Raw genomic sequence first — 22792 nt, 5'->3', positions numbered from 1 at the left:
CGTTGAATTGGCAAATAATTTACGCTAAAGTACCGCCAATTTCAACCACGGAAGGTCGTCATCTCCGGTGAGGTGGCAGGACTTCAAATCCTGTTGAGGACGCCAGCGTTCTCGGGTGGGTTCGACTCCCATGACCTTCCGCCAACCCCTCTCAAAAATCCCTCCCATTTTCCTATGTTTTCCCCCCATTTATGATTTTGTGAACTATGTCAAAGTTTTCTTTATAGAAAAAAGCTAGTATATTCACTACGTTTTCAATTTTTTGAGGTAATTATGACAAGTTCAGAGCTCATGCTTGAAGGGATCAATTTAATGTTTGCAGGAATGGGATTCGTCATCTTTTTTCTCTTCCTACTTATCTATGCTATTGAATTTGCATCAAAAATCATTAATCGATTCTTTCCCGAAAACGAGGTTCCCGCCTCACAATCGAATCAATCGGCAGCCGTGTCTAGTAGTGATGATATCGCTCGGCTGCGTCCGGTTATTGTTGCAGCGATTGCACACCACCGTCGCCAACAAGATCTAAAATAACATTTTCATTTAATAGGCTAAGGAAGAGGTATTTTATGACTGCTCAACATAAAAAAATTGCTATCACCGATGTGGTATTACGTGATGCACATCAATCGCTTTTTGCTACCCGTATGCGCCTTGAGGATATGCTCCCTATTGCATCGGCGCTAGATGACATTGGCTATTGGTCATTAGAGGCATGGGGTGGCGCAACCTTTGATAGTTGCATTCGTTTTTTAGGTGAAGATCCTTGGGTTCGTTTGCGTGAATTGAAAAAAGCCTTGCCAAAAACCCCATTACAAATGCTTTTACGCGGGCAAAATCTGTTGGGTTACCGTCATTATGCCGATGATGTGGTTGACCGTTTTGTCGAACGTGCAGTCACCAATGGAATGAGTGTATTCCGTGTATTTGATGCAATGAATGACCCACGCAATATGCAACAGGCATTGAAAGCCGTCCGTAAACAAGGCGGTCATGCACAAGGAACGCTAAGTTATACCACCAGTCCAGTTCATACTTTAGAGACTTGGTTGGATACCACAGAACAATTATTAGAAATCGGTATTGATTCTCTTGTGATTAAAGATATGTCAGGCATTTTAACGCCGATGTCCGCCTATGAATTAGTCAGTGAAATCAAAAAACGCTACGATATTCGTCTCCATCTACATTGCCACTCCACGACCGGTATGGCTGAAATGGCACTGCTAAAAGGTGTGGAAGCGGGAGCTGACGGTGTTGATACTTCAATTTCCTCTATGAGCGGTACTTACGGACACCCAGCCACTGAAGCATTGGTTGCAACCTTACAAGGTACAGGCTATGACACAGGTTTAGATATTCTTAAACTGGAAAAAATTGCGGATTATTTCCGTACCGTTCGTAAAAAGTATGCGAAATTTGAAGGTCAATTAAAAGGCGTTGATAGTCGCATTTTAGTCGCGCAAGTGCCGGGCGGAATGCTCACCAACCTTGAAAGCCAGCTCAAACAACAAAATGCTTCAGACAAACTCGACCAAGTGTTACAAGAAATCCCGCGAGTCCGTGAAGATCTCGGTTTCATCCCGCTTGTTACACCAACTTCGCAAATTGTCGGCACACAGGCGGTAATTAACGTGTTGATGGGAGAACGTTACAAAACTATCGCCAAAGAAACCGCCGGTATTTTAAAAGGTGAGTATGGTCGTACGCCGGCTGCGGTAAATAGCGAGTTGCAGGCTCGTGTCTTAGAAGGGGCTCAACCTATCACCGATCGCCCGGCCGATCATCTTGCACCTGAAATGGATAAACTCACTGCAGAAGTGAAACAACTTGCGAAGGAGAAAGGCATTAGCTTGGCTTCAAATGAAATTGATGATGTGCTGATTGTCGCCTTATTCCCACAGGTCGGCTTAAAATTCTTAGAAAATCGTGGCAATCCTGACGCCTTTGAACCTGCTCCAGAGGCAGATCAAGCAACGGAAAAAACTTCAGAAAAACCAACCGCACTTTCAAACAAAAAAGCTAGTGGTGCCGCAGTTTATACTGTGGAATTAGAAGGCAAAGCCTTTGTGGTAAAAGTTAGCGAGGGCGGAGATGTGACAAATATCACCCCAACCGCACCTTCAGCCCAATCAACCTCTGCCCCTTCTCCAACACCTTCTGCACAGGCACAATCCGCCACAGCCGAACCGGTTACCGCACCGATGTCGGGTAATATTTGGAAAGTGGTTGCCAGCGAAGGGCAGACCGTCGCAGAAGGCGATGTATTACTCGTACTGGAAGCCATGAAAATGGAAACTGAAATCCGAGCCTCCAAAGGTGGTATCGTTCAAAATATCACCATTAAAGCGGGCGATAGCGTCACCGTTGGTGATACCTTAATGACCATCGCATAAGTGGTAGGTAGGAAGTATGGACAGTATTATTGCATTATTTAAAGGCATGGGGATCATGCATCTGGAATGGGGGCAAGCCGTAATGATCGGTGTGAGCTTGCTCCTACTTTGGTTGGCGATCTCCCGAAAATTTGAACCGTTGTTATTATTGCCTATAGGGTTTGGCGGGCTGCTGTCCAACATTCCCGAAGCCGGAATTGCGATGACCGCATTGGATAATCTTATCCATTCCGGCGCGGCGCACCAACTTGCCATTATTGCGGCAAAACTTAATACTGTAGCCGATCCGGTTGCAATTAAGAATGCACTGAATAGCGCATTACCATCGCAGATTGCAGAGTTGGAAACCTTAGCCGGTGATATGGGATATAGCGCAGGTATTCTCGCCTTATTCTATAAAGTGGCCATTGGCTATGGTGTTGCACCGCTTGTCATATTTATGGGCGTGGGAGCAATGACGGACTTCGGCCCGCTTCTTGCCAACCCAAGAACCCTGTTGTTAGGTGCAGCGGCTCAATTTGGCATTTTCACCACTGTGCTAGGTGCATTAGCATTAAACTGGCTGGGAGTGATTTCCTTCAGCCTTCCACAGGCAGCAGCAATTGGGATTATTGGTGGGGCAGACGGCCCAACAGCAATTTATCTCACCAGTAAACTCGCCCCTGAGTTACTTGGTGCGATTGCGGTGGCGGCTTATTCTTACATGGCGCTTGTACCATTGATTCAACCACCGATTATGAAAGCCTTAACAACAGAAGAAGAACGGAAAATCCGTATGGTACAACTTCGTCCAGTGAGCCAACGTGAGAAGGTATTATTTCCTATCATCTTATTACTACTGGTTGCCTTAATTTTACCGGATGCGGCGCCATTATTGGGGATGTTCTGTTTTGGTAACTTAATGCGCGTCAGCGGTGTAGTAGAACGGTTAAGCGATACCACCCAAAATGCCTTAATCAACATTACCACGATTGTATTGGGATTATCGGTCGGGGCGAAATTGGTCGCGGATAAATTCCTCCAACCTCAAACGCTAGGGATTTTGTTACTCGGTGTTGTCGCCTTTAGTATTGGCACGGCAAGTGGCGTATTGATGGCAAAATTGATGAATAAATTCAGCAAAAACAAAATCAACCCGCTTATTGGGTCCGCCGGGGTTTCAGCCGTGCCTATGGCAGCAAGAGTATCAAATAAAGTCGGGTTAGAAGCAGATCATCAAAACTTCTTACTGATGCACGCCATGGGGCCAAACGTTGCTGGCGTGATTGGTTCGGCTATTGCAGCAGGTGTGATGTTGAAATATATTGCCGGAATGTGATAGTTAAAAATAAAAAATGCGGCCATAAATTCTCTCGAAAATATGACCGCACTTTTATTCAAACCAATCGTTAAAAATTATTTTTTCTCACCAATTGGCAATACTGTTCTGCCATAGGATTCATTTAACACTTCAGCCGCAGCTAAATAGAATGCACAAAGTGCGGTGACTAACCCTAAATATCCCCCGATATTCACAATGGCATGGTTGCCTGTTGCATCACCAATGGCTAATGCATAAAACGTTAAGGTTAAAAAGAAGAAAATCGCTTGTAATGCACGCGGTTTTGGGAAAGTCGCTAAAAACATCATTAAGGTGAATGTTCCCCAGCATGCTAAATACCAAGCCACAAACTGTGCGGAAGTCTCCCCCTTAAAGAAAGCAACAAATAGCGCCCAAGACCACCAGAATGCACCATAACTGATAAATGCAGTAAAGCCGAAAGTATTCCCTTTTTTAAATTCGAACATCCCGGCGACCATTTGTGCAGTTCCACCAAAAGCGAATGCCATTCCCAATACCAAACCTAGGTTTGAACCATCAAAAATACCGGCATTGACTAAACATAATAACCAAGTTGTTAAAGCAAAACCACATAACCCTAGAGGACCCGGATTAGCCAAACCATCTTTCGCTGACATAAATTTTCCTTAATAATTTTGAGTATGAAAGTTGCGCATTATGGCGAAATCCGGTCAGAAAATAAAGAGTAAAACAGAAAAAAATCTACGCTACGTTATTGAACTTGATCAAGATCAGCTTTTCATTAAATAGGTCTTTTATGTGATCGAGATCACAGAAATGAAGGCGTATAATCCTTTTTAGTTAGATTTTAAACTTTTAGGAGAAAACAATGAGTAATGCAGTTGAAAATGCCATCACCCCGGCTCAAGCAGAAGTCAATGCCTTGGTAGAAAAAGGCTTAGTTGCACTTGAAGCATTCCGCCAACTTGATCAAGAACAGATCAATTATATTGTGGCAAAAGCCTCCGTTGCCGCCCTCGATCAGCACGGTGTACTGGCAATGCACGCCTACGAAGAAACCGGTCGTGGTGTATTTGAGGATAAAGCCACCAAAAACCTGTTTGCCTGTGAGTATGTGGTGAACAATATGCGCAACTTAAAAACCGTTGGCGTGATTAGCGAAGATGACGTAACGGGTATCACGGAAATTGCGGATCCGGTCGGTGTGATTTGTGGGATAACTCCAACCACTAACCCAACATCAACCGCTATTTTCAAATCATTAATTGCCTTAAAAACCCGCAACCCTATCGTGTTTGCATTCCACCCGTCTGCTCAACAGTCTTCTGCTCACGCTGCACGTATTGTCTATGAAGCAGCCGTAGCAGCCGGTGCACCAAAAGATTGTATCCAATGGATCGAACATCCGTCCATAGAAGGTACCTCTGCCCTAATGAAACATCCCGGCATTGCGACCATTTTAGCCACAGGCGGTAATGCCATGGTGGAAGCAGCCTATTCTTGCGGAAAACCGGCACTTGGTGTTGGAGCAGGTAATGTCCCGGCTTATGTGGAAAAATCCGCCAACTTAAAACAAGCCGTTCACGATATTGTGATGTCAAAATCCTTTGATAACGGGATGGTCTGTGCTTCCGAACAAGCAGCCATTGTCGATGAAGAAATTTACGCTGATTTTGTGAAAGAAATGCAATCTTACGGTGTCTATCTGGTGAACAAAAAAGAAAAAGCAATGCTGGAAGAATTGATGTTTGGTGTGAAAGCAGACAGTAAAAATTGTTCCGGTGCAAAACTTAATGCCAATGTTGTGGGTAAACCTGCCACTTGGATTGCGGAACAAGCGGGCTTTAAAGTGCCGCCACGCACCAATATTTTATTGGCCGAATGTAAAGAAGTGGGCGAAAAAGAACCTCTTACCCGTGAAAAATTATCACCTGTACTTGCCTTAGTGAAAGCCACCTCAACGGAAGATGGCTTAAATAAAGCGGAGCAAATGGTGGAATTTCATGGCTTGGGTCACTCTGCGGCAATCCATACCAATAATGCCGAATTGGCCAAAGAATTTGGCGAACGTGTTAAAGCCATTCGTGTGATTTGGAATTCCCCTTCTACTTTCGGTGGAATTGGTGATGTGTATAACTCTTTCCTTCCATCGTTAACGCTCGGTTGTGGCTCTTACGGGAAAAACTCGGTCGGCAACAATGTAAGTGCGGTCAATTTAATTAACATAAAACGCGTGGGAAGACGGAGAAATAATATGCAATGGTTTAAAGTGCCTTCAAAAATCTACTTTGAGCGTGATTCAATTCAGTATTTACAATCAATGAAAGGTATGGAACGTGTGGTGATCGTAACCGACCGTACCATGGTAGATTTAGGCTTTGTTGAAAAAATTGCGAAACAAATTACCGCTCGCGGTAACCACGTCACCTACCAACTTTTTGCTGATGTTGAACCGGATCCATCAATCGAAACCGTGCGTCGTGGTACAGAATTATTACGCAGCTATCAACCTGATACCATCATTGCCCTTGGTGGTGGCTCAGCAATGGATGCGGCAAAAGTGATGTGGTTATTCTACGAACAACCTGAAGTAGATTTCCGTGATCTTGTGCAAAAATTTATGGACATTCGCAAACGTGCCTTTAAATTCCCACAATTAGGGCGTAAAGCTCGCTTTATCGGTATTCCAACCACTTCCGGTACCGGTTCTGAAGTGACACCATTTGCCGTTATTACCGAAGGCGACAAAAAATATCCGATTGCCGACTATTCCTTAACGCCAACCGTGGCAATAGTTGATCCGGCATTGGTGATGACCGTACCGGCTCACGTTGCCGCTGACACAGGCCTGGATGTGCTAACTCATGCAACTGAAGCCTATGTCTCTGTACTTGCCAACGATTTTACTGACGGTTTAGCATTGCAAGCCATCAAATTGGTATTTGAAAACTTAGAGCGCTCTGTGAAAGAAAAAGATCCTGAAGCACGCGAGAAAATGCACAATGCCTCCACCATAGCAGGTATGGCATTTGCTAATGCATTCTTAGGCATGAACCATTCCTTGGCACATAAAATTGGCGGTCGTTTTCATACACCACACGGACGTACTAATGCTATTTTAATGCCACATGTCATTCGTTATAACGGTACCAGACCGGAAAAAACATCAACTTGGCCAAAATACAACTACTACAAGGCGGATGTGAAATACCAAGAAATCGCCCGTATGCTCGGCTTACCTTGTGCGACACCGGAAGAGGGAGTAAAATCCTTTGCCCAAGCCTGCTATAACTTAGCAGAACGTTGCGGTATCAAAATGTCTTTCAAAGCGCAAGGCTTGGATGAAAAAGATTGGTTAGATGCACGCCGTGATATTGCATTGCTCGCCTTTGAAGACCAATGTTCTCCGGCAAACCCTCGCTTGCCGTTAGTAGCAGATATGGAAAACATTTTAACGCGCGCCTACCATGGCTATAATGCTGAAGATTACTAAGCATTAAAAAAATAAGGTATATCAACCGCACTTTAATCTGCCCCAATGTTGGAAATCCTCTCCAACTTATTAAGGGGCAGATTTTTTATCAAACAAAATTTTTGCAACACAAAGAGTAAAATGAATCTTTCTACGCTTTTAGTTCAAATCGAACAACGTTATCACATCCAAGCGGAATATCCATGGGCAAAGTTTCCTGATTATGCCGTCTTCCGCCATCAAAGTCATCGTAAGTGGTTCGCCATTTTAATGGTCGTGGAAGCGAGTAAAATAGGGATATTAAGGGAAGGGAAAGTTTCAATCATGAATGTAAAAGCCAAGCCAGAAGAAATTGGCTCTCTTCGGATGATAAAAGGCATTTATCCCGCTTACCATATGAATAAAGAGCATTGGATCAGCTTAAATCTTGCGGAAATTGATGAAGGATTGTTGTTTGAATTGCTGGATGAGAGCTTTACGCTAACAATGAAAAAATCGCCATCACAATGTGTTCGTTACATCACATGATGACGGCGATCATCAAAAGTGCGGTCATTTTTGGGACTAATTTTCAATATCTAACTTTTAACTGGATAATTTCATCACAATCACACCGGAAACGATAAGTAAAGCGCCAACCCACCTTCCCATTGTAGATGCATCACCTAAGAACATCACGCCCACAACGAAAGCACCTAATGCACCAATGCCGGTCCACACCGCATAAGCGGTTCCCATTGGAATATTTCTTTGTGCTAAAAAAAGTAATGTGCCACTGCCTGCCATAAATAAAATCGCTATAACAACGCCTTGCCAACGCCAACCCGCTTGTTGTGCCAACTTCAAGCCGAGCGGCCAACCAATCTCCATCAATCCTGCGACCACTAGATAAATCCACGCCATATACAACGACCTCATTTTTTACCAATAAAATTGAGAGGGTATTGTATTGATTGAAAAAAATTCTGCAAATTTAACCGCACTTGCCTTCTTTTAATCCCAACATGGCTTTACATTCCGATTCACAGTGCGGTTCTTCTGTTGCGATCGATTGCAGAAACATTTTAATGTCTAGAAGTTGAGCAATTTTTTCTTCCACCCGAGCAAGCTGCTTTAAAACCATCTGATCTGCATAATAATGATCAGCATTGCCGAACTTCAAACGATTAAGTTCACGAATATCTTCAAGTGAAAACCCTAATGCCCGGCAATTTTTAACAAAATTTAGCTGCTTAACACTTTCTTCATGATACTGACGGTAACCATTCGCTAACCGTTTAGGTTCGGGTAAAATACCTTGTTTTTCATAGTAACGAATCGTTTCAAGATTAATCCCCGTACACTTGCTCAATTCATTGATTTTCATCATACTCCCCAAACGATTAATTCTTGCAAGATTTTACCAAAATCCCCTCATTAATGAGAATGAGGTGTCATTGAAATAGACCCTGTGGGATCTTGTAACGCCCTAATCGCCTGCAACGTGACTAACACACCACTGCGTAGTACTAACACACTCAAGATACCGCTTGCGACCACATCAACCCACTGCCAATTAAACCACCACACACTCAACCCCGCCAAAATCGCTACGACAGAACCAAATAAATCGGCTAAAACATGTAAATAAGCAGCACGAATATTTAGGTTATTTTGATCGCTTTTGAACATCATCCAAGCAACTAAAAGATTTACAAGCAATCCCATAACGGCCACGCCCAACATGGGTAATACCAACATTTCAGTCGCCATTTGCCAACGCTCTCGCGCCTCAAATAAAACCCAAACTGCAACACCTATTAATGATATACCATTGACTAAAGCAAATACTTTTTGCCATTTCAGGCTTAAAAATAACGCAACTAGGGATAAAAAAAGCGATAGGCTATCGTTTGCCATATGCCCGGCATCAGCCATTAAAGTAAGGCTATTAAAAAAGTATCCCCCTAAAAACTCCACCATCATATAACCAGTGATAATCATAAAACTGATCCCTAAAATCCTTTTGTTCTTTGGGGTATGAGAGTGAGGGTGGGAATGCCCGTGTTCTTGATGTACATTTTTCATTTATCTTTCCTTTTTAGGAGCAAGTTGATTAAGTGAACATCAGTGTAAAGCCTGTAGTGGGTACGGAGTCAAGGGAATATTTGTGAGAAATACAACAGTTCGAAAAAATACACTATTTATAAAATGGAGATGAAATAGAAGATATTTGAATAATTTTTCTATTTAAAGAATAAATTTCAATGAGTTTCAATCTGAATAATGGGCTGGATTAGTTGTAAAAAATCTGCACCTTACTCAGCAGGATTGTAACCCAACCTTATTAGATGCAGATCAATTTAACCACACTTTTACTTCCTACCCCTCCATCGACATACAAAGTAAGGTCAATGGGTGAATGCAGGTGACATTGGAGGACATATCAATTTGCCATTTACAGGTTTGGCATTCGGAAATGACATAATCAAATCCGCCCTCATTGATATTATCAAACAAGGTTTTGCCGATAGATTGGGCGGTGTCGTAGTTTTCCGCTTTAAAACCGTAGGTACCGGCAATGCCGCAGCATTGTGACGGCAACATAATGATTTCCAAGCCAGGAATTTGTTTTAATACTTCTAATGTGTAAGGCGCCCAGCCGGCTTTTTCCACATGACAGGCTGTGTGGTACGCCACTCTTAATTTCAGCGACTTAAGCGGTAAGGTTTTTCCTTCTTTAAAAAGCTGATATAGGAAAGGGGTCACCATATGAATGTGCGGGCGTACTTTGGCATTATCGATACCTAAAATATGATGATATTCATCCCGTAAATTTAGGGCACAACTTGAGGCTTCGCTAATTACCTCTAAGCCCTTTTCATCCACCATTTTGCCAATGTAGTCAGTATTGAATCGGGCAATGCTACGGGCGCGTTCAGGAAAGCCGTTCACGGTTAAAGGCAAACCGCAGCATTTTTCTTTTTCCAACAACATTACGCCTATCCCCATGGCATTGAATACTTTCAAAAATTCTTTGCCCAGTTGGGGATTATTATAGTTCACATAACAGCCGTGATAATACGCCACTTGACGTTCAAAGTTTTTCTGCTCTTCTAAGGCATTTTTCATATACCAACTGCGGAACGTGCCAAAAGCATATTTTGGTAAGGTTCTTTTTTTACTGATATTAAGGGTTTTCTCAAGCACAAATTTGGTAGCACTTAATCCGGTGACAGTATTCACAATAGGTGCAAGAGGCGTGTTGAGTTTCCCCATGATGTCGGTGTTACTTAAAATGGCATCACGCAATTTGTGCATCATCGGTTTTTTCTGTTGTGCCAGATGATTATTACGCGCCCGAACAATCAGATCGCCGATTTTGACATCGGACGGACAAGCCACTTCACAACGTTTACAGTTCGTACAATATTTGAGGGCTTCATCATAAAGTTCGGCAGATTTTAAACGCAAACGCTCACCATCAGGACCGGACTGTTTCGGGCCTGGGTAAAGGGGATTATTACGGGAAACCGGACAAACGGCAGTACAAGCGGTGCATTTAATGCAGCTTTCAAAACTTTCATCAATATACTGATGGCTTGCCGGTGAATTGAGCGATTGCTTTGCACTGTCAATTAATCGTTGAATGTTCGTATCCATCATCGCCCCCTATTTCGCCAAAATTTCATCTGCTACAGTCAGTGCCGTGACCACGGCTACCCCGGAACCGCAACCCAGTTCTAACGCATTAAAACCGCCGATGACATTCCCCACCGCGTATAAATTCGTTAAAAATTCACCGCTCTTTTGTACTTGGCAATGCTCGTTAATCACCACGCCGGCAGATTGATAAGGTTGCGGATTAGAGAAACGATTATCCGTCCAAGTGAAACGATCTTTTGCATTAAAACCTTGTACGCCCGTGATGTCAGCATCAAATACCGGCTCGAAAATTCGATCAAATTCGGACATCAACCCTTTACTGAAAAAACTACCTGAAGCAAGCACAAAATTATCGGCAATGATTTCTTCCTTATTGTGCAAGCGTGTCATAATGCAACGCACACGATCACCATCAAAATGGGCTTTCACGGCACTGTCACCATTCATCATTAAGCCCCCTAGAGATTCAAATTGGCGGCGTAATTGAATACGTTGGCGCATTCCCAGTAATGATGGTGGCAAAGTCGGTAATTCAAATAAAGCGAGTTTTGTGGCTTTGCGAAGTGCGGCCATAAATTCTTGATTTTCTAGCCCAAAACACGCCGGTAAAAATACGGCTTCCGCACCTTTCGCCGAGTCCACAATTTCTTTCATCAAATCATCAAAAGCCAATTTATGTTCTAAAAGCTGTGCGATATTCACACTGCGGAACTCTCGGGCATTTTGGCGAAGTTCGTCCAACTGAGGAATATTCAAGAAACCGCTAGTTATCTCACAATGGGCGAATTGTGCATTAAGCACTAAATTTGCCGCTAATAGTTGCGGTTGGAAATCGTGATAACCTTCAATCCCCAACACCGCAATGCGTTTGTGGGGGAAAGGCTCGTTTCCTTCCACGGTCGGAACACTATTCGGGGAGAGCCATGTGCCACGCAAACTCCCCAGTCCGGTAATACGCCAGTGATTTTTTTCACTCTCCCCCACTAAATGAAGGTTGAGGGATTGGGCTAGGTTTTCAAACGCCTGAGCCTTACTCATCACTTGTTCTTCGCCCAACAAACTGTAAGGATGAGTCGGTAATGCGGTGCGAAGTGCGGTCAAATTTTCTTTTAAATTTTCCACCGCACTTCCGTCCGGCAGACGGCTTAATAAATCAAAAGAACCGGAAGCAAAATCCATGGCGGCTTGTCCGTTATTGATAATCACACAATGTTTACCACGCTGTTGAAGGGCGATGCCGCAAGTTAATCCTGCCAACCCTCCGCCAATAATTGCTACATCAAAATTCATTGCTATCCGTCCCCTGTTGTGCTTTTTCCTCAAGCGGTTTCACATCATTCAGCCCCAATACGCTGCCATACATCCAAGCAGTAAATTCCGCTTCACGAATCGCCTCGCCCCAAGCGATAGGTTGAATACCACGCCAACGTTCTTCCATAAAAGCATTCAGTTGTGTGGTGGATTGACGAGGGGTGGCAACCTCAAAACGATTCATCAAACCGGCTGCACGGCAAGCACAAAGTTCCGCTTGGCAGGTTCCCATGCCTACACGGGTACGGCGGCGTAAATCCACCAGATTATTCACGTCAAGTTCATCAATGGCATAACGCACTTCACCTGCTGTCACCGCTTCACATTCGCACACCATGGAACGATCCAAACGGTCTGTTTGCAGCAATCGGCTTGCCCTTGCACCATGACGATATACAGCGGAATAACGAATAGTGCTTGGCAATGAAATCACTTTCTGATTGGTTTCTTGGCGGCTTTCTGTCGAGCCCGGTAAAGGGCGTTCTGCGGTGACACAAGGTGTATTTTTGTTCAGTTTTTTGCACACCAAATCCGTTGCCCATTCCGCCATTAAACGATAAGTCATCAATTTACCGCCGGTGATCGTGATAAATCCTTCTAAACCGTCACGCTCTGCGTGATCCAACAAGACAATACCACGGCTGACATTTCGACCGGACGGATCGTCATCGGTCGCCACCAATGGACGCACCCCCGCATAAGCACGAAGCACACGGGTATGACGCAAACTTGGTGCCAGTTTTTCGCCTTCACGGAAAAGAATATCCACTTCTTCGGGGGTAACTTCCATATTGTCGATTTGATCATAAGGAATACGGCTGGATGTTGTGCCAATCACACAAATGGTATCACCCGGTACAAGAATATCCGCATCAGCAGGTTTACGGCAGCGGTTAATCACCATTTTATTAATGCGATGCCCCATCACTAATAATGCCCCTTTTGCTGGGAACATTTTTATTTTGAGATCGGCATATTCCGCAATGCCCTGTCCCCAGATTCCACTGGCATTTACTACCACAGGCGCAAAAAATTGGCGTTTAATTTTATTTTTATGATCATAAACATCCACACCAATGACTTTCCCACCTTCCCGAATGAGATTTTTCACTTCACAATAGGTAAATACTTTGGCACCGTTTTCCACGGCATCCATCATATTAGAGGCAGTTAAACGAAAAGGGTCAATGGAGCCGTCCGGCACCACCACTGCGCCCACTAAATTTGGATTAACGGAAGGTTCCATAATTTTGGCGAGCTCGGGATCGATGGCAACCGCCTCAATACCGGATTTTGTACAGCTTTCAATGAAGGTTTTTTGATAGTCGAGGGAATCTTCAGGCAGAGTGATAAATAACCCTTCCGTTTCATCTACGCAATGACGAGCAATTTTGCGCAAAATACGGTTTTCTTTAATACATTCTTCCGCCGATTCCTGATCGTTCACCGCATAACGTGCGCCACTATGCAAAAGCCCGTGATTACGTCCTGTTGCCCCCGTGGCAATATCACGGCGTTCTAATAAAATGCAATTAATACCACGTAATGCACAGTCACGTGCAATGCCTGCGCCTGTGGCTCCGCCACCAATGATAATCACATCTGTTGATAAGGAAGAAAACTCTCCAACATCTCGATATAAATTAGGCGATAATCCCATGTTTACCCCCAAAGCCCACAAAAAACTATAGAAAATACAAAACTAAATGGATTGTAGAGAATAATGCCTAAATAAACAACATTTTGAGCGAAAAAGAAAATAAATATGTGAGATAGATCACAATTATTTTCTCATTCGCTCATGTTAAATAAATTTTTTGTGAACTGGTTCACATTTTTTAGTTATCAAACTTTCTTATTTTTTATTTTTCATTATTATGCACCCAGCCCTTTCCTCTTTATTTGGAAGGGAAAACCATAATTATAAATGTTGGAGAAAATTATGTTTGGACCATTTAAACCCGCACCGCATATTGCGGAACTTCCGGCGGAAAAAATTGATTCTACTTACAAACGCTTACGCTGGCAGGTATTTGCTGGGATCTTCTTTGGTTATGCTGCTTACTATTTTGTGCGTGCAAACTTTGACTTGGCTCAAAAAGGTTTAATTGAAGCCGGTATGTATAACAAAGCTGAGTTGGGACTTGTCGGCACGGCTGCCGGTTTAGCCTACGGTTTGTCAAAATTCTTTATGGCAATGCTTTCGGATCGTTCTAACCCGAAAGTCTTTTTACCCTTCGGTTTATTGCTATCCGGTTTATGTATGACCATGATGGGTTTATTCCCGTGGGCAACCTCCGGCATCGTGATCATGTGGATTATGATCTTTTTAAACGGTTGGTTCCAAGGAATGGGCTGGCCGCCATGCGGACGTACTATGGTTCACTGGTGGTCTAAATCTGAACGTGGAACTATCGTTTCTATTTGGAATACCGCACACAATCTCGGCGGCATGGTGCCGGGTGCGATGGTACTTCTAGCCGGTGCAATTTATTTCAGCACACATGGTGTTGAAGCAACGGCAAAAGATGTATGGCAACAAGCGCTTTACTATCCGGGTATTGCCGCAATGATCATCGCCATTCCAATTTATCTTGTGATGAAAGATACCCCACAATCTTGCGGCTTACCGCCAGTTGAAAAATGGCGTAATGACTATCCAGACGACTATAACGAAAAAACTTACGAGCATGAGCTTTCTACCAAAGAAATCTTTATGACTTATGTGTTGAAAAACAAACTATTATGGTACATCGCTATTGCTAACGTGTTCGTTTACTTAATCCGCTACGGTGTGTTGAAATGGTCGCCTGTTTACTTAGGTGAAGTCAAACACTTCAACATTAAAGGCACAGCATGGGCATACACCATTTATGAATTGGCGGCAATTCCGGGTACATTATTATGCGGTTGGGTATCGGATAAGGTCTTCAAAGGCAAACGCGGATTAACCGGTTTCATCTTTATGATATTAACCACTATTGCCGTTGTCGCTTTATGGAAAAACCCGGCTACGCCTGAAGCAGAGATTGCCAGCTACAGTGCATGGTATCAAAACCCATATCAACTAACCGACTTCATTTTAATGACAACCATCGGCTTCTTAATTTATGGTCCTGTGATGTTAATCGGTTTACACGCCCTTGAGCTCGCACCGAAAAAAGCCGCAGGTACGGCAGCCGGTTTCACCGGATTATTCGGTTATTTAGGCGGTACAGTATCAGCCTCTGCGGTAGTTGGTTGGGCAGCTGAATACTACGGCTGGGATGGCGGTTTCTACGTGATGATTGCCGGCGGTATCTTAGCGGTGTTATTACTTCTCAATGTAATGATTGAAGAAGGCAAACACAAAGCAAAATTAGGTGATACCTACGGCACGAAATAATTCGTGTAAAAAAGGCGACAAGCAAATGCTAAAGTCGCCTTTTTTATTTAATAAATCTTTAACATCAGTAGATTATATTAATTCAATGTTATTCATTCACGAAAACAGTCTTAAAATTAACCGCACTTCTTCAAGGAGAAATAGTTATGAAACTTAAAACATTAGTCTTTTCTTTACTGGCCACTAGCGTATTAGCCGCTTGTAGCAGCCAAACTTCAATGATGGTAAATAATATGAAATCAGAAAAAATCATTATCGCTCACCGTGGTGCAAGCGGCTACTTACCGGAGCATACGCTGGAATCCAAAGCCCTCGCTTTCGGTCAACAAGCGGATTATTTAGAACAAGATTTAGCCATGACAAAAGATGGTCGTCTTATTGTCATTCATGACCACTTTTTAGACGGTTTAACCGATGTGGCAAAAAAATTCCCGAACCGTCATCGTAAAGACGGTCGTTATTATGTGATTGACTTCACCTTAAAAGAAATTCAAAGTTTGAATATGACGGAAAACTTTGAAACCAAAGATGGTAAGCAAGTTGCCGTTTATCCGAACCGTTTCCCACTTTGGAAATCCCATTTCAAAATCCATACTTTTGAAGATGAAATTGAATTTATTCAAGGTTTAGAAAAATCCACCGGTAAAAAAGTGGGTATTTACCCTGAAATTAAAGCGCCTTGGTTCCATCACCAAAACGGTAAAGATATTGCTACCGAAACACTCAAGGTATTGAAAAAATATGGTTATGACAAAAAAACCGGTAGAGTTTATTTACAAACCTTTGATTTCAACGAGTTAAAACGCATCAAAACCGAATTACTGCCGAAAATGGGAATGGATTTGAAATTAGTTCAATTAGTGGCATACACCGATTGGCATGAAACAGAAGAAAAAAATGCACAAGGCAAATGGGTGAACTATGATTATGATTGGATGTTCAAACCGGGCGCAATGGCGGAAGTAGTGAAATATGCAGATGGCGTAGGGCCGGGTTGGTATATGTTAGTTGATAAAGAAAAATCAAAAGTCGGTAATATTCAATACACGCCATTAGTGAAAGAGTTAGCACAATATAATGTGGAGTTACATCCTTATACCGTGCGTAAAGATGCCCTACCGGAATTTTTTACCGATGTGAATCAAATGTATGACGCCTTGCTGAATAAGGCCGGTGCAACAGGCGTGTTTACAGATTTCCCTGATACCGGCGTTGAATTTTTGAAAGGTAAACAATAATTTTTCTGCACAAAAGAACGAACCCAATCTTTTATAGATTGGGTTCTTTTTTATGCTTGAACAGTGCGGTTGTTTTACAACCTGTTTTTCGACTTAGCTACATCACCACTGCATAAACAGCCGCTGCCAATAATGACCCGATGATCGGCCCTACAATCGGTACCCAACAATATGCCCAATCCGGTTTGGTGTTTAATTGGCGACTGAGGAAAAGCCCTAAGGTTAAACGCGGTCCGAAATCCCGTGCCGGGTTGATGGCATAGCCGGTTGTTCCCCCTAAACTCAAACCAATCGCCCAAACGAGAATCGCCACAGGTAATGCGCCGATAGAGCCTAAGCCAATAGGCGTCGCTTCTGTTGTCCCCGGCAAGGTAATATCAGCCCCAACGATGTAGAAAATCACAAAGATCAAGACAAATGTGCCGATAATTTCACTCACAAGGTTGCTTGGATAATGACGAATTGCAGGTTCCGTACAGAAACAAGCACGTTTTAAACCTTCATTTTCTGTGGCGAGAAAATGACTACGATACATCACATAAACCAACAATGCCCCCACCATACCACCAAAAACTTGAGCAATCACGTAACCCGGTACTAAGCTCCAATCGAATGCACCTTTTGCGGCAAGTCCTAAAGTAACGGCAGGATTCAAATGCGCCCCACTATAAGGTCCAACAACGACAACTGCCACATATACCGCAAACGCCCATGCAGTCGTAATCACAATCCAACCTGAACTTTGTCCTTTCGTTTTATCAAGACAAACATTGGCAACCACGCCGTTCCCTAAGAGAATCATAAGTGCGGTGCCGAAAAATTCAGCAAAATAAATGTTCATAAGAGAATCTCCATACAATGATTGAAGAAGGCATTCCTAAAAAGAAACGCAGATAGGCAATTGTGTTCGTTATTCGATCAAATGTAAGAAACTCAATGTGAGCGCGCTCATTATCTGATAAAAGCCCTACATATCAAGTAGGTATTTGAACTAAATTTTAGAAATGAGAACTTGATCACATAATTTATCGTAAAAGAAAAAATTTTTGTGATCACCGTCATAAAATAACAAAATGGGTATTTAAATTTAATAAAAATTCAATTAGGTTACGAGCGCAATTTGTTCGTTTTAGCTCAAACTACTCGTTTATCATTAAAGAACGTATTCCAAGGAGTTCACCATGTCCGACAAAAAATATATTATCGCTCTAGATCAGGGTACAACTAGCTCTCGAGCCGTATTATTGGATCATAACGCCAACATTGTTGAAATTGCCCAACGCGAATTTACTCAAATTTACCCGCGTGCAGGTTGGGTCGAACATAACCCAATGGAAATTTGGGCGACGCAAAGCTCCACTCTCAATGAAGTCGTTGCCAAAGCAGGCATCACTTCTGATGAAATCGCTGCGATTGGTATCACTAACCAACGTGAAACCACGATTGTGTGGGAAAAAGCGACTGGCGTACCCGTTTATAACGCTATTGTTTGGCAATGTCGCCGTACCGCTGATATTACCGATAAACTCAAAGCTGACGGTTATGAAGATTATATTCGCCACACCACAGGATTAGTGGTAGATCCTTATTTTTCCGGAACAAAAGTGAAATGGATTTTGGACAACGTGGAAGGGGCACGAGAAAAAGCAGAGCGTGGCGAATTATTATTTGGTACAGTGGATACTTGGCTTGTGTGGAAACTGACTCAAGGTCGTGTTCACGTCACCGATTACACCAATGCCTCACGCACTATGTTATTTAATATTCACACTAAACAGTGGGATGACAAGATGCTTGAAATCTTGAATATTCCACGTTCCATGTTGCCGGAAGTGCGTAATTCTTCTGAAATTTACGGTCAAACCAACATTGGCGGTAAAGGCGGTGTACGTATTCCGGTAGCAGGTATTGCCGGTGACCAACAAGCCGCACTTTATGGTCATTTATGCGTACATGCCGGACAGGCTAAAAATACTTACGGCACAGGCTGTTTTATGTTGCTCCACACCGGTGATAAAGCGATCACCTCAAAAAACGGCTTGCTTACCACCATCGCCTGTAATGCGAAAGGCGAACCGGAATATGCCTTGGAAGGTTCTGTATTTATTGCCGGTGCTTCTATTCAATGGCTACGGGATGAACTTAAAATTGTTCACGATAGTTTTGATTCCGAATACTTTGCCCAAAAAGTATCGGACAGCAACGGTGTTTACGTTGTCCCTGCCTTCACCGGTCTAGGCGCACCTTATTGGGATCCTTATGCTCGTGGAGCAATTTTTGGACTATCCCGTGGTGCAAACCGTAATCATATTGTACGTGCAACCCTTGAATCTATCGCCTATCAAACTCGTGACGTATTGGAAGCCATGCAATCCGATTCAGGCGAACGCCTACAATATCTCCGTGTCGATGGCGGTGCAACGAACAATAATTTCTTAATGCAATTCCAAGCAGATATTTTGGATGTGAATGTAGAACGCCCTGTGGTGAAAGAAGTGACCGCACTAGGGGCTGCCTATTTGGCGGGTCTTGCTACCGGTTTTTGGAAAGACTTAGACGAACTTCGTGATAAAGCACGGGTAGAGCGTACTTTCACACCGGATAACGACAATGAAAAACGCGAACGCCGCTACAAAGGCTGGAAAAAAGCAGTAAAACGCTCATTAGAATGGGCGAAGGAAGATTCGGAATAAGGGGAAATAATCCTTAAAGAGTGTAAAAGCAAAAGTGCGGTCAAATTTCACCGCACTTTTTTATTCTTAAAGTCCTAATTTTTTCGTCATAGATTTTGCCAAATTATCCAACATAGCATAGCGTTTCCGATACATAGAACGTTTTTTACTTGGCACATCATCAAGATTTCTATTCTCTTCCAAAGGTAAAACCCAATAATCTTTTCGTTGTCCGCCTGATTCTGAAAAAATGGCATCATAATTCACGGTATAGCTTTTCGATTGAATAAAGCGAGATTTATTTTGATATTTTTGAGGAATGCCAAGTAATGTTTTAAAACCTAAAATCTTAGTGAGGGCTTTCATCGTTTCTACCATCAAGTAAGCCGGACGTAAACCATGGCAAGATTTAGTCAGGTGTTTCACCATTTCTTTTGAGCCTTCAAAATTCGACCCTTGTACAACAGCAATAAGCAAGGCATTTTCAAGTTTGGCGAAGGTGAGCAAATACACCAATTCATTTTGAGGTTTGTGCCACAGTTCGAGCACCCAATACCCCTCCATCGGTTGATGTGTCGTCATACTTAATGTAATTTCAAAGTCGGGGATAACCTCACCAAAACTTAATGGTTGTTCCCATAATGCTTTAGAAAGTGCGGTTAGTTTTTCAGATAAAAACAGAAGGTTATCACACATACATTGAAAGCGTTTAGATGCGCTAAAGCGTTTATCTAAAAAACGAGACACCAATGGATAGGCATAATTTACACGCTCATTCAATATCGGAATAAGGGCAGGATGCCGCTTAATAAAGCCCTCAAATCGTTTGATCCAATACCAATGCAAAAGGCTGCGTAAATTATAGCGAAAACGTTTTAAATAATCAGAACGACCGGGGCGGTCGGGATGAATAACATTCGCTTTTACCCAAGTATATTGCTGTTTTGTCGTCATTTTTATTGTTATGTGAATAGATTCTTAAGCAAAACTATTTTACACAATTTCAGCAAAATTACGATCTATGGTATGCTTTACGCCACAATATCAAAGGAAAAATTATGTCTGAAATTAAACTGAATTATCACAAAACCCATTTTCTCACTAGCTCCCCGAATATCCGCTCAATTCCGGAAGATAGCGGTATTGAAATCGCCTTTGCCGGTCGATCAAATGCGGGAAAATCTACCGCACTCAATGCGTTAACAAATCAAAAAAACCTGGCTCGCACCTCTAAAACCCCGGGGCGAACTCAGCTTATCAACTTATTTGAAGTCGAACCGAATTGTAAACTTGTGGATTTACCGGGCTACGGTTATGCTGCCGTACCGGAGCAAATGAAAATTCAGTGGCAAAAATCCTTAGGAGAATATTTGCAAAAACGGGAATGTTTAGCTGGTTTAGTCGTATTGATGGATATTCGTCACCCCCTAAAAGATCTCGATCAACAAATGATTGAATGGGCGGTTTCCGCAGATTTACCGATTTTACTCCTGCTCACCAAAGCAGATAAATTAAGCCAAAGCGCTCGGAGTAAACAAGTGAAAATGGTGCGGGAAGCTATTCTTCCTTTCCAAGGCGATATACAAGTGGAAGCCTTTTCAGCACAAAATAAAATTGGTATTGATAAACTTGCAACAAAATTAGATAGTTGGTTCTCGCCGGTTTTCGCTGAATAAAATCTAAATTTTGCGAGTAAGATCGCAAAAAAAGCCAGTGATGAGTGATTTCACCACTGGCTTTTTTTATAGTACGAAAACTTTTTAAATTTTAACCGCACTTTTAGGATTCCTATGTCCCTAGCCATCGTTTATAGCCGAGCCTCTATGGGCGTGCAGGCCCCACTTGTTACCATTGAAGTCCATTTGAGCAACGGGAAACCAGGATTTACGCTCGTAGGATTACCTGAAAAAACAGTCAAAGAAGCGCAAGATCGCGTACGTAGTGCATTAATGAACGCACAATTTAAATATCCGGCAAAGCGTATTACCGTAAACCTTGCACCGGCAGATTTACCCAAAGAAGGGGGACGGTTTGATTTACCTATTGCTATCGGAATTCTCGCGGCATCCGATCAATTAGATGTCGGTCGTTTAAAACAATTTGAATTTTTAGGTGAACTTGCGCTCACTGGGCATTTAAGAGGTGTTCATGGAGTCATTCCGGCCATTCTTTCTGCACAAAAATCCAAACGAGAACTTATTATTGCCAAGCAAAATGCTAATGAAGCCTCATTAGTCTCAGAACAAAACACCTACTTCGCTCAAACCCTACTTGATGTTGTGCAGTTTCTTAATAATCAGGAAAAATTGCCGACTGCCACGGAATTAACGAGAGAAAGAGCGGTAAGTTTTCAGTATAAAAATCACTTAGACTTAACAGATATTATTGGGCAACAACATGCTAAACGGGCACTCACTATTGCCGCTGCAGGACAACACAATTTACTTTTGCTTGGCCCTCCGGGAACGGGGAAAACTATGCTAGCAAGCCGTCTAACAGCACTATTACCAGAAATGAGTGATCAAGAAGCCATTGAAACCGCCTCTGTGACAAGCCTTGTGCAAAATGAACTCAATCTCCACAATTGGAAACAACGTCCCTTCCGTTCTCCACATCATAGTGCCTCACTACCCGCACTCGTGGGCGGTGGTACGATCCCTAAACCAGGAGAAATTTCCTTGGCGCATAATGGTGTGCTTTTTTTAGATGAACTACCGGAATTTGAGCGAAAAGTCCTTGATGCTTTACGCCAACCCTTGGAAAGTGGCGAAATTGTCATCTCACGAGCCAATGCAAAAATTCAATTTCCTGCACGTTTCCAATTGGTTGCCGCAATGAACCCTAGCCCCACGGGACATTACACCGGCACACATAATCGCACATCACCGCAGCAAATTATACGCTACTTAAACCGATTATCCGGCCCATTTTTAGATCGGTTTGACTTATCCATTGAAGTGCCGCTATTACCACAAGGGAGTTTACAACATTCAGGCGATCGAGGTGAAACCAGTGCACAAGTGCGGGAAAAAGTATTAAAAGTACGAGAAATTCAATTAGCTCGAGCCGGCAAAATCAACGCCTATTTAACCGGTAAAGAAATTGAACGTGATTGTAGATTGAGCGAAAAAGACGCATTATTTCTTGAAAATGCATTGAATAAACTCGGACTTTCAGTGCGTGCCTATCACCGTATTCTCAAAGTCTCCCGTACCATTGCCGATCTGAATGAAGAAAAACACATTTCCCAGCTTCATTTAGCCGAAGCGTTAGGATATCGGGCAATGGATAGGTTATTACAAAAATTAGCAAATATGTGATAAACAACTCTTTCCAATGTAGCAACAAATAAAACGTCCATCTCCCTTAA

General features: G+C 42.8%; 19 protein-coding genes and 1 tRNA gene. 11 read left to right on the top strand and 9 right to left on the bottom strand.

Annotated features, from left to right (window positions below; all coding sequences use genetic code 11):
• Window positions 1-49 precede the first annotated feature (49 nt).
• The 4 genes from BKK54_RS08705 to BKK54_RS08690 all read left to right on the top strand — a co-directional run bounded on the left by BKK54_RS08705 (window position 50) and on the right by BKK54_RS08690 (window position 3714).
• Window positions 50-144 (top strand) — tRNA-Sec (locus BKK54_RS08705).
• A gap of 129 nt (window positions 145-273) precedes the next feature.
• Window positions 274-534, top strand: coding sequence for an oxaloacetate decarboxylase subunit gamma (locus tag BKK54_RS08700; protein WP_077542693.1), 261 nt, complete (start codon window positions 274-276; stop codon window positions 532-534).
• 35 nt (window positions 535-569) lie between these two features.
• Entirely contained in the window at window positions 570-2396 is a 1827-nt protein-coding gene (oadA, locus tag BKK54_RS08695) for a sodium-extruding oxaloacetate decarboxylase subunit alpha (RefSeq protein ID WP_077542692.1), read from the top strand.
• A gap of 16 nt (window positions 2397-2412) precedes the next feature.
• Window positions 2413-3714, top strand: a complete 1302-nt coding sequence (locus tag BKK54_RS08690) for a sodium ion-translocating decarboxylase subunit beta (protein ID WP_077542691.1) — start codon at window positions 2413-2415, stop codon at window positions 3712-3714.
• 77 nt (window positions 3715-3791) lie between these two features.
• Here the strand turns inward: BKK54_RS08690 and BKK54_RS08685 are convergent, their stop codons facing one another.
• Window positions 3792-4355, bottom strand: a complete 564-nt coding sequence (locus BKK54_RS08685; protein ID WP_077542690.1) for an acetate uptake transporter — start codon at window positions 4353-4355, stop codon at window positions 3792-3794.
• Window positions 4356-4567: 212 nt separating this feature from the next.
• Here BKK54_RS08685 and adhE point away from each other — a divergent pair, with 212 nt between their 5' ends.
• Both adhE and BKK54_RS08675 read left to right on the top strand, forming a co-directional pair.
• Window positions 4568-7192, top strand: a complete 2625-nt coding sequence (adhE, locus tag BKK54_RS08680) for a bifunctional acetaldehyde-CoA/alcohol dehydrogenase (protein WP_077542689.1) — start codon at window positions 4568-4570, stop codon at window positions 7190-7192.
• A 120-nt stretch (window positions 7193-7312) separates the two neighbouring features.
• On the top strand, window positions 7313-7699 hold the full coding sequence (locus BKK54_RS08675) for an MmcQ/YjbR family DNA-binding protein (RefSeq protein WP_077542688.1): 387 nt from the start codon (window positions 7313-7315) through the stop codon (window positions 7697-7699).
• A 57-nt stretch (window positions 7700-7756) separates the two neighbouring features.
• Here BKK54_RS08675 and BKK54_RS08670 read toward each other — a convergent pair whose 3' ends face one another.
• From BKK54_RS08670 to glpA, 6 genes are all read right to left on the bottom strand, one after another.
• A complete protein-coding gene (locus BKK54_RS08670) occupies window positions 7757-8074 on the bottom strand; it encodes a DMT family transporter (RefSeq protein ID WP_077542687.1) in 318 nt (105 codons plus the stop codon).
• A 70-nt stretch (window positions 8075-8144) separates the two neighbouring features.
• Window positions 8145-8537, bottom strand: a complete 393-nt coding sequence (locus BKK54_RS08665; protein WP_077542686.1) for a MerR family transcriptional regulator — start codon at window positions 8535-8537, stop codon at window positions 8145-8147.
• A 50-nt stretch (window positions 8538-8587) separates the two neighbouring features.
• Window positions 8588-9238 carry a cation diffusion facilitator family transporter gene (locus tag BKK54_RS08660; protein ID WP_077542685.1) on the bottom strand — a complete coding sequence of 217 codons (651 nt, stop codon included), beginning with the start codon at window positions 9236-9238 and terminating at the stop codon, window positions 8588-8590.
• Window positions 9239-9532: 294 nt separating this feature from the next.
• Window positions 9533-10813 carry an anaerobic glycerol-3-phosphate dehydrogenase subunit GlpC gene (gene glpC / locus BKK54_RS08655; protein ID WP_077542684.1) on the bottom strand — a complete coding sequence of 427 codons (1281 nt, stop codon included), beginning with the start codon at window positions 10811-10813 and terminating at the stop codon, window positions 9533-9535.
• 9 nt (window positions 10814-10822) lie between these two features.
• Complete coding sequence (glpB, locus tag BKK54_RS08650; protein WP_077542683.1) at window positions 10823-12106, bottom strand: glycerol-3-phosphate dehydrogenase subunit GlpB; 1284 nt, start codon at window positions 12104-12106, stop codon at window positions 10823-10825.
• Window positions 12096-13787 (bottom strand): anaerobic glycerol-3-phosphate dehydrogenase subunit A, encoded by a 1692-nt coding sequence (glpA, locus tag BKK54_RS08645; RefSeq protein WP_077542682.1) that lies wholly within the window; start codon window positions 13785-13787, stop codon window positions 12096-12098. Before glpA ends, glpB begins: the two co-directional genes overlap by 11 nt.
• A 282-nt stretch (window positions 13788-14069) precedes the next feature.
• Here glpA and glpT point away from each other — a divergent pair, with 282 nt between their 5' ends.
• Both glpT and glpQ read left to right on the top strand, forming a co-directional pair.
• A complete protein-coding gene (glpT, locus tag BKK54_RS08640) occupies window positions 14070-15512 on the top strand; it encodes a glycerol-3-phosphate transporter (RefSeq protein ID WP_077542681.1) in 1443 nt (480 codons plus the stop codon).
• Between the two features lie 146 nt (window positions 15513-15658).
• Window positions 15659-16750: a glycerophosphodiester phosphodiesterase gene (glpQ, locus tag BKK54_RS08635; RefSeq protein ID WP_077542680.1), complete on the top strand. Its 1092-nt coding sequence runs from the start codon at window positions 15659-15661 to the stop codon at window positions 16748-16750.
• Window positions 16751-16847: 97 nt separating this feature from the next.
• Here the strand turns inward: glpQ and BKK54_RS08630 are convergent, their stop codons facing one another.
• Window positions 16848-17591: an MIP/aquaporin family protein gene (locus tag BKK54_RS08630; protein ID WP_077542679.1), complete on the bottom strand. Its 744-nt coding sequence runs from the start codon at window positions 17589-17591 to the stop codon at window positions 16848-16850.
• A 340-nt stretch (window positions 17592-17931) separates the two neighbouring features.
• Here BKK54_RS08630 and glpK point away from each other — a divergent pair, with 340 nt between their 5' ends.
• Entirely contained in the window at window positions 17932-19443 is a 1512-nt protein-coding gene (gene glpK, locus BKK54_RS08625) for a glycerol kinase GlpK (protein ID WP_077542678.1), read from the top strand.
• Window positions 19444-19509: 66 nt separating this feature from the next.
• Here glpK and BKK54_RS08620 read toward each other — a convergent pair whose 3' ends face one another.
• Window positions 19510-20376 (bottom strand): VirK/YbjX family protein, encoded by an 867-nt coding sequence (locus BKK54_RS08620; RefSeq protein WP_077542677.1) that lies wholly within the window; start codon window positions 20374-20376, stop codon window positions 19510-19512.
• A gap of 104 nt (window positions 20377-20480) precedes the next feature.
• On the opposite strand from BKK54_RS08620, the gene yihA reads away from it, so the two are divergent.
• Window positions 20481-21098 (top strand): ribosome biogenesis GTP-binding protein YihA/YsxC, encoded by a 618-nt coding sequence (yihA, locus tag BKK54_RS08615; protein WP_077542676.1) that lies wholly within the window; start codon window positions 20481-20483, stop codon window positions 21096-21098.
• Window positions 21099-21212: 114 nt separating this feature from the next.
• A complete protein-coding gene (locus BKK54_RS08610) occupies window positions 21213-22742 on the top strand; it encodes a YifB family Mg chelatase-like AAA ATPase (RefSeq protein WP_077542675.1) in 1530 nt (509 codons plus the stop codon).
• The last annotated feature ends 50 nt before the right edge of the window (window positions 22743-22792 follow it).

The sequence above is a fragment of the Rodentibacter genomosp. 1 genome (assembly GCF_001999285.1).
Classification (GTDB): Bacteria; Pseudomonadota; Gammaproteobacteria; order Enterobacterales; family Pasteurellaceae; genus Rodentibacter.
This window is presented reverse-complemented; position numbering and strand designations above follow the sequence as displayed.

What these genes read in the sequence shown, in the direction of transcription:
- BKK54_RS08620 (WP_077542677.1), bottom strand. Translation starts at nt 20,376, where the DNA reads ATGACGACAAAACAGCAATATACTTGGGTAAAAGCGAATGTTATTCAT.
- glpK (WP_077542678.1), top strand. Translation starts at nt 17,932, where the DNA reads ATGTCCGACAAAAAATATATTATCGCTCTAGATCAGGGTACAACTAGC.
- BKK54_RS08690 (WP_077542691.1), top strand. Translation starts at nt 2,413, where the DNA reads ATGGACAGTATTATTGCATTATTTAAAGGCATGGGGATCATGCATCTG.
- glpC (WP_077542684.1), bottom strand. Translation starts at nt 10,813, where the DNA reads ATGGATACGAACATTCAACGATTAATTGACAGTGCAAAGCAATCGCTC.
- BKK54_RS08665 (WP_077542686.1), bottom strand. Translation starts at nt 8,537, where the DNA reads ATGAAAATCAATGAATTGAGCAAGTGTACGGGGATTAATCTTGAAACG.
- yihA (WP_077542676.1), top strand. Translation starts at nt 20,481, where the DNA reads ATGTCTGAAATTAAACTGAATTATCACAAAACCCATTTTCTCACTAGC.
- BKK54_RS08610 (WP_077542675.1), top strand. Translation starts at nt 21,213, where the DNA reads ATGTCCCTAGCCATCGTTTATAGCCGAGCCTCTATGGGCGTGCAGGCC.
- BKK54_RS08685 (WP_077542690.1), bottom strand. Translation starts at nt 4,355, where the DNA reads ATGTCAGCGAAAGATGGTTTGGCTAATCCGGGTCCTCTAGGGTTATGT.
- BKK54_RS08675 (WP_077542688.1), top strand. Translation starts at nt 7,313, where the DNA reads ATGAATCTTTCTACGCTTTTAGTTCAAATCGAACAACGTTATCACATC.
- BKK54_RS08670 (WP_077542687.1), bottom strand. Translation starts at nt 8,074, where the DNA reads ATGGCGTGGATTTATCTAGTGGTCGCAGGATTGATGGAGATTGGTTGG.
- glpQ (WP_077542680.1), top strand. Translation starts at nt 15,659, where the DNA reads ATGAAACTTAAAACATTAGTCTTTTCTTTACTGGCCACTAGCGTATTA.
- glpA (WP_077542682.1), bottom strand. Translation starts at nt 13,787, where the DNA reads ATGGGATTATCGCCTAATTTATATCGAGATGTTGGAGAGTTTTCTTCC.
- oadA (WP_077542692.1), top strand. Translation starts at nt 570, where the DNA reads ATGACTGCTCAACATAAAAAAATTGCTATCACCGATGTGGTATTACGT.
- glpB (WP_077542683.1), bottom strand. Translation starts at nt 12,106, where the DNA reads ATGAATTTTGATGTAGCAATTATTGGCGGAGGGTTGGCAGGATTAACT.
- adhE (WP_077542689.1), top strand. Translation starts at nt 4,568, where the DNA reads ATGAGTAATGCAGTTGAAAATGCCATCACCCCGGCTCAAGCAGAAGTC.
- BKK54_RS08630 (WP_077542679.1), bottom strand. Translation starts at nt 17,591, where the DNA reads ATGAACATTTATTTTGCTGAATTTTTCGGCACCGCACTTATGATTCTC.
- glpT (WP_077542681.1), top strand. Translation starts at nt 14,070, where the DNA reads ATGTTTGGACCATTTAAACCCGCACCGCATATTGCGGAACTTCCGGCG.
- BKK54_RS08700 (WP_077542693.1), top strand. Translation starts at nt 274, where the DNA reads ATGACAAGTTCAGAGCTCATGCTTGAAGGGATCAATTTAATGTTTGCA.
- BKK54_RS08660 (WP_077542685.1), bottom strand. Translation starts at nt 9,238, where the DNA reads ATGAAAAATGTACATCAAGAACACGGGCATTCCCACCCTCACTCTCAT.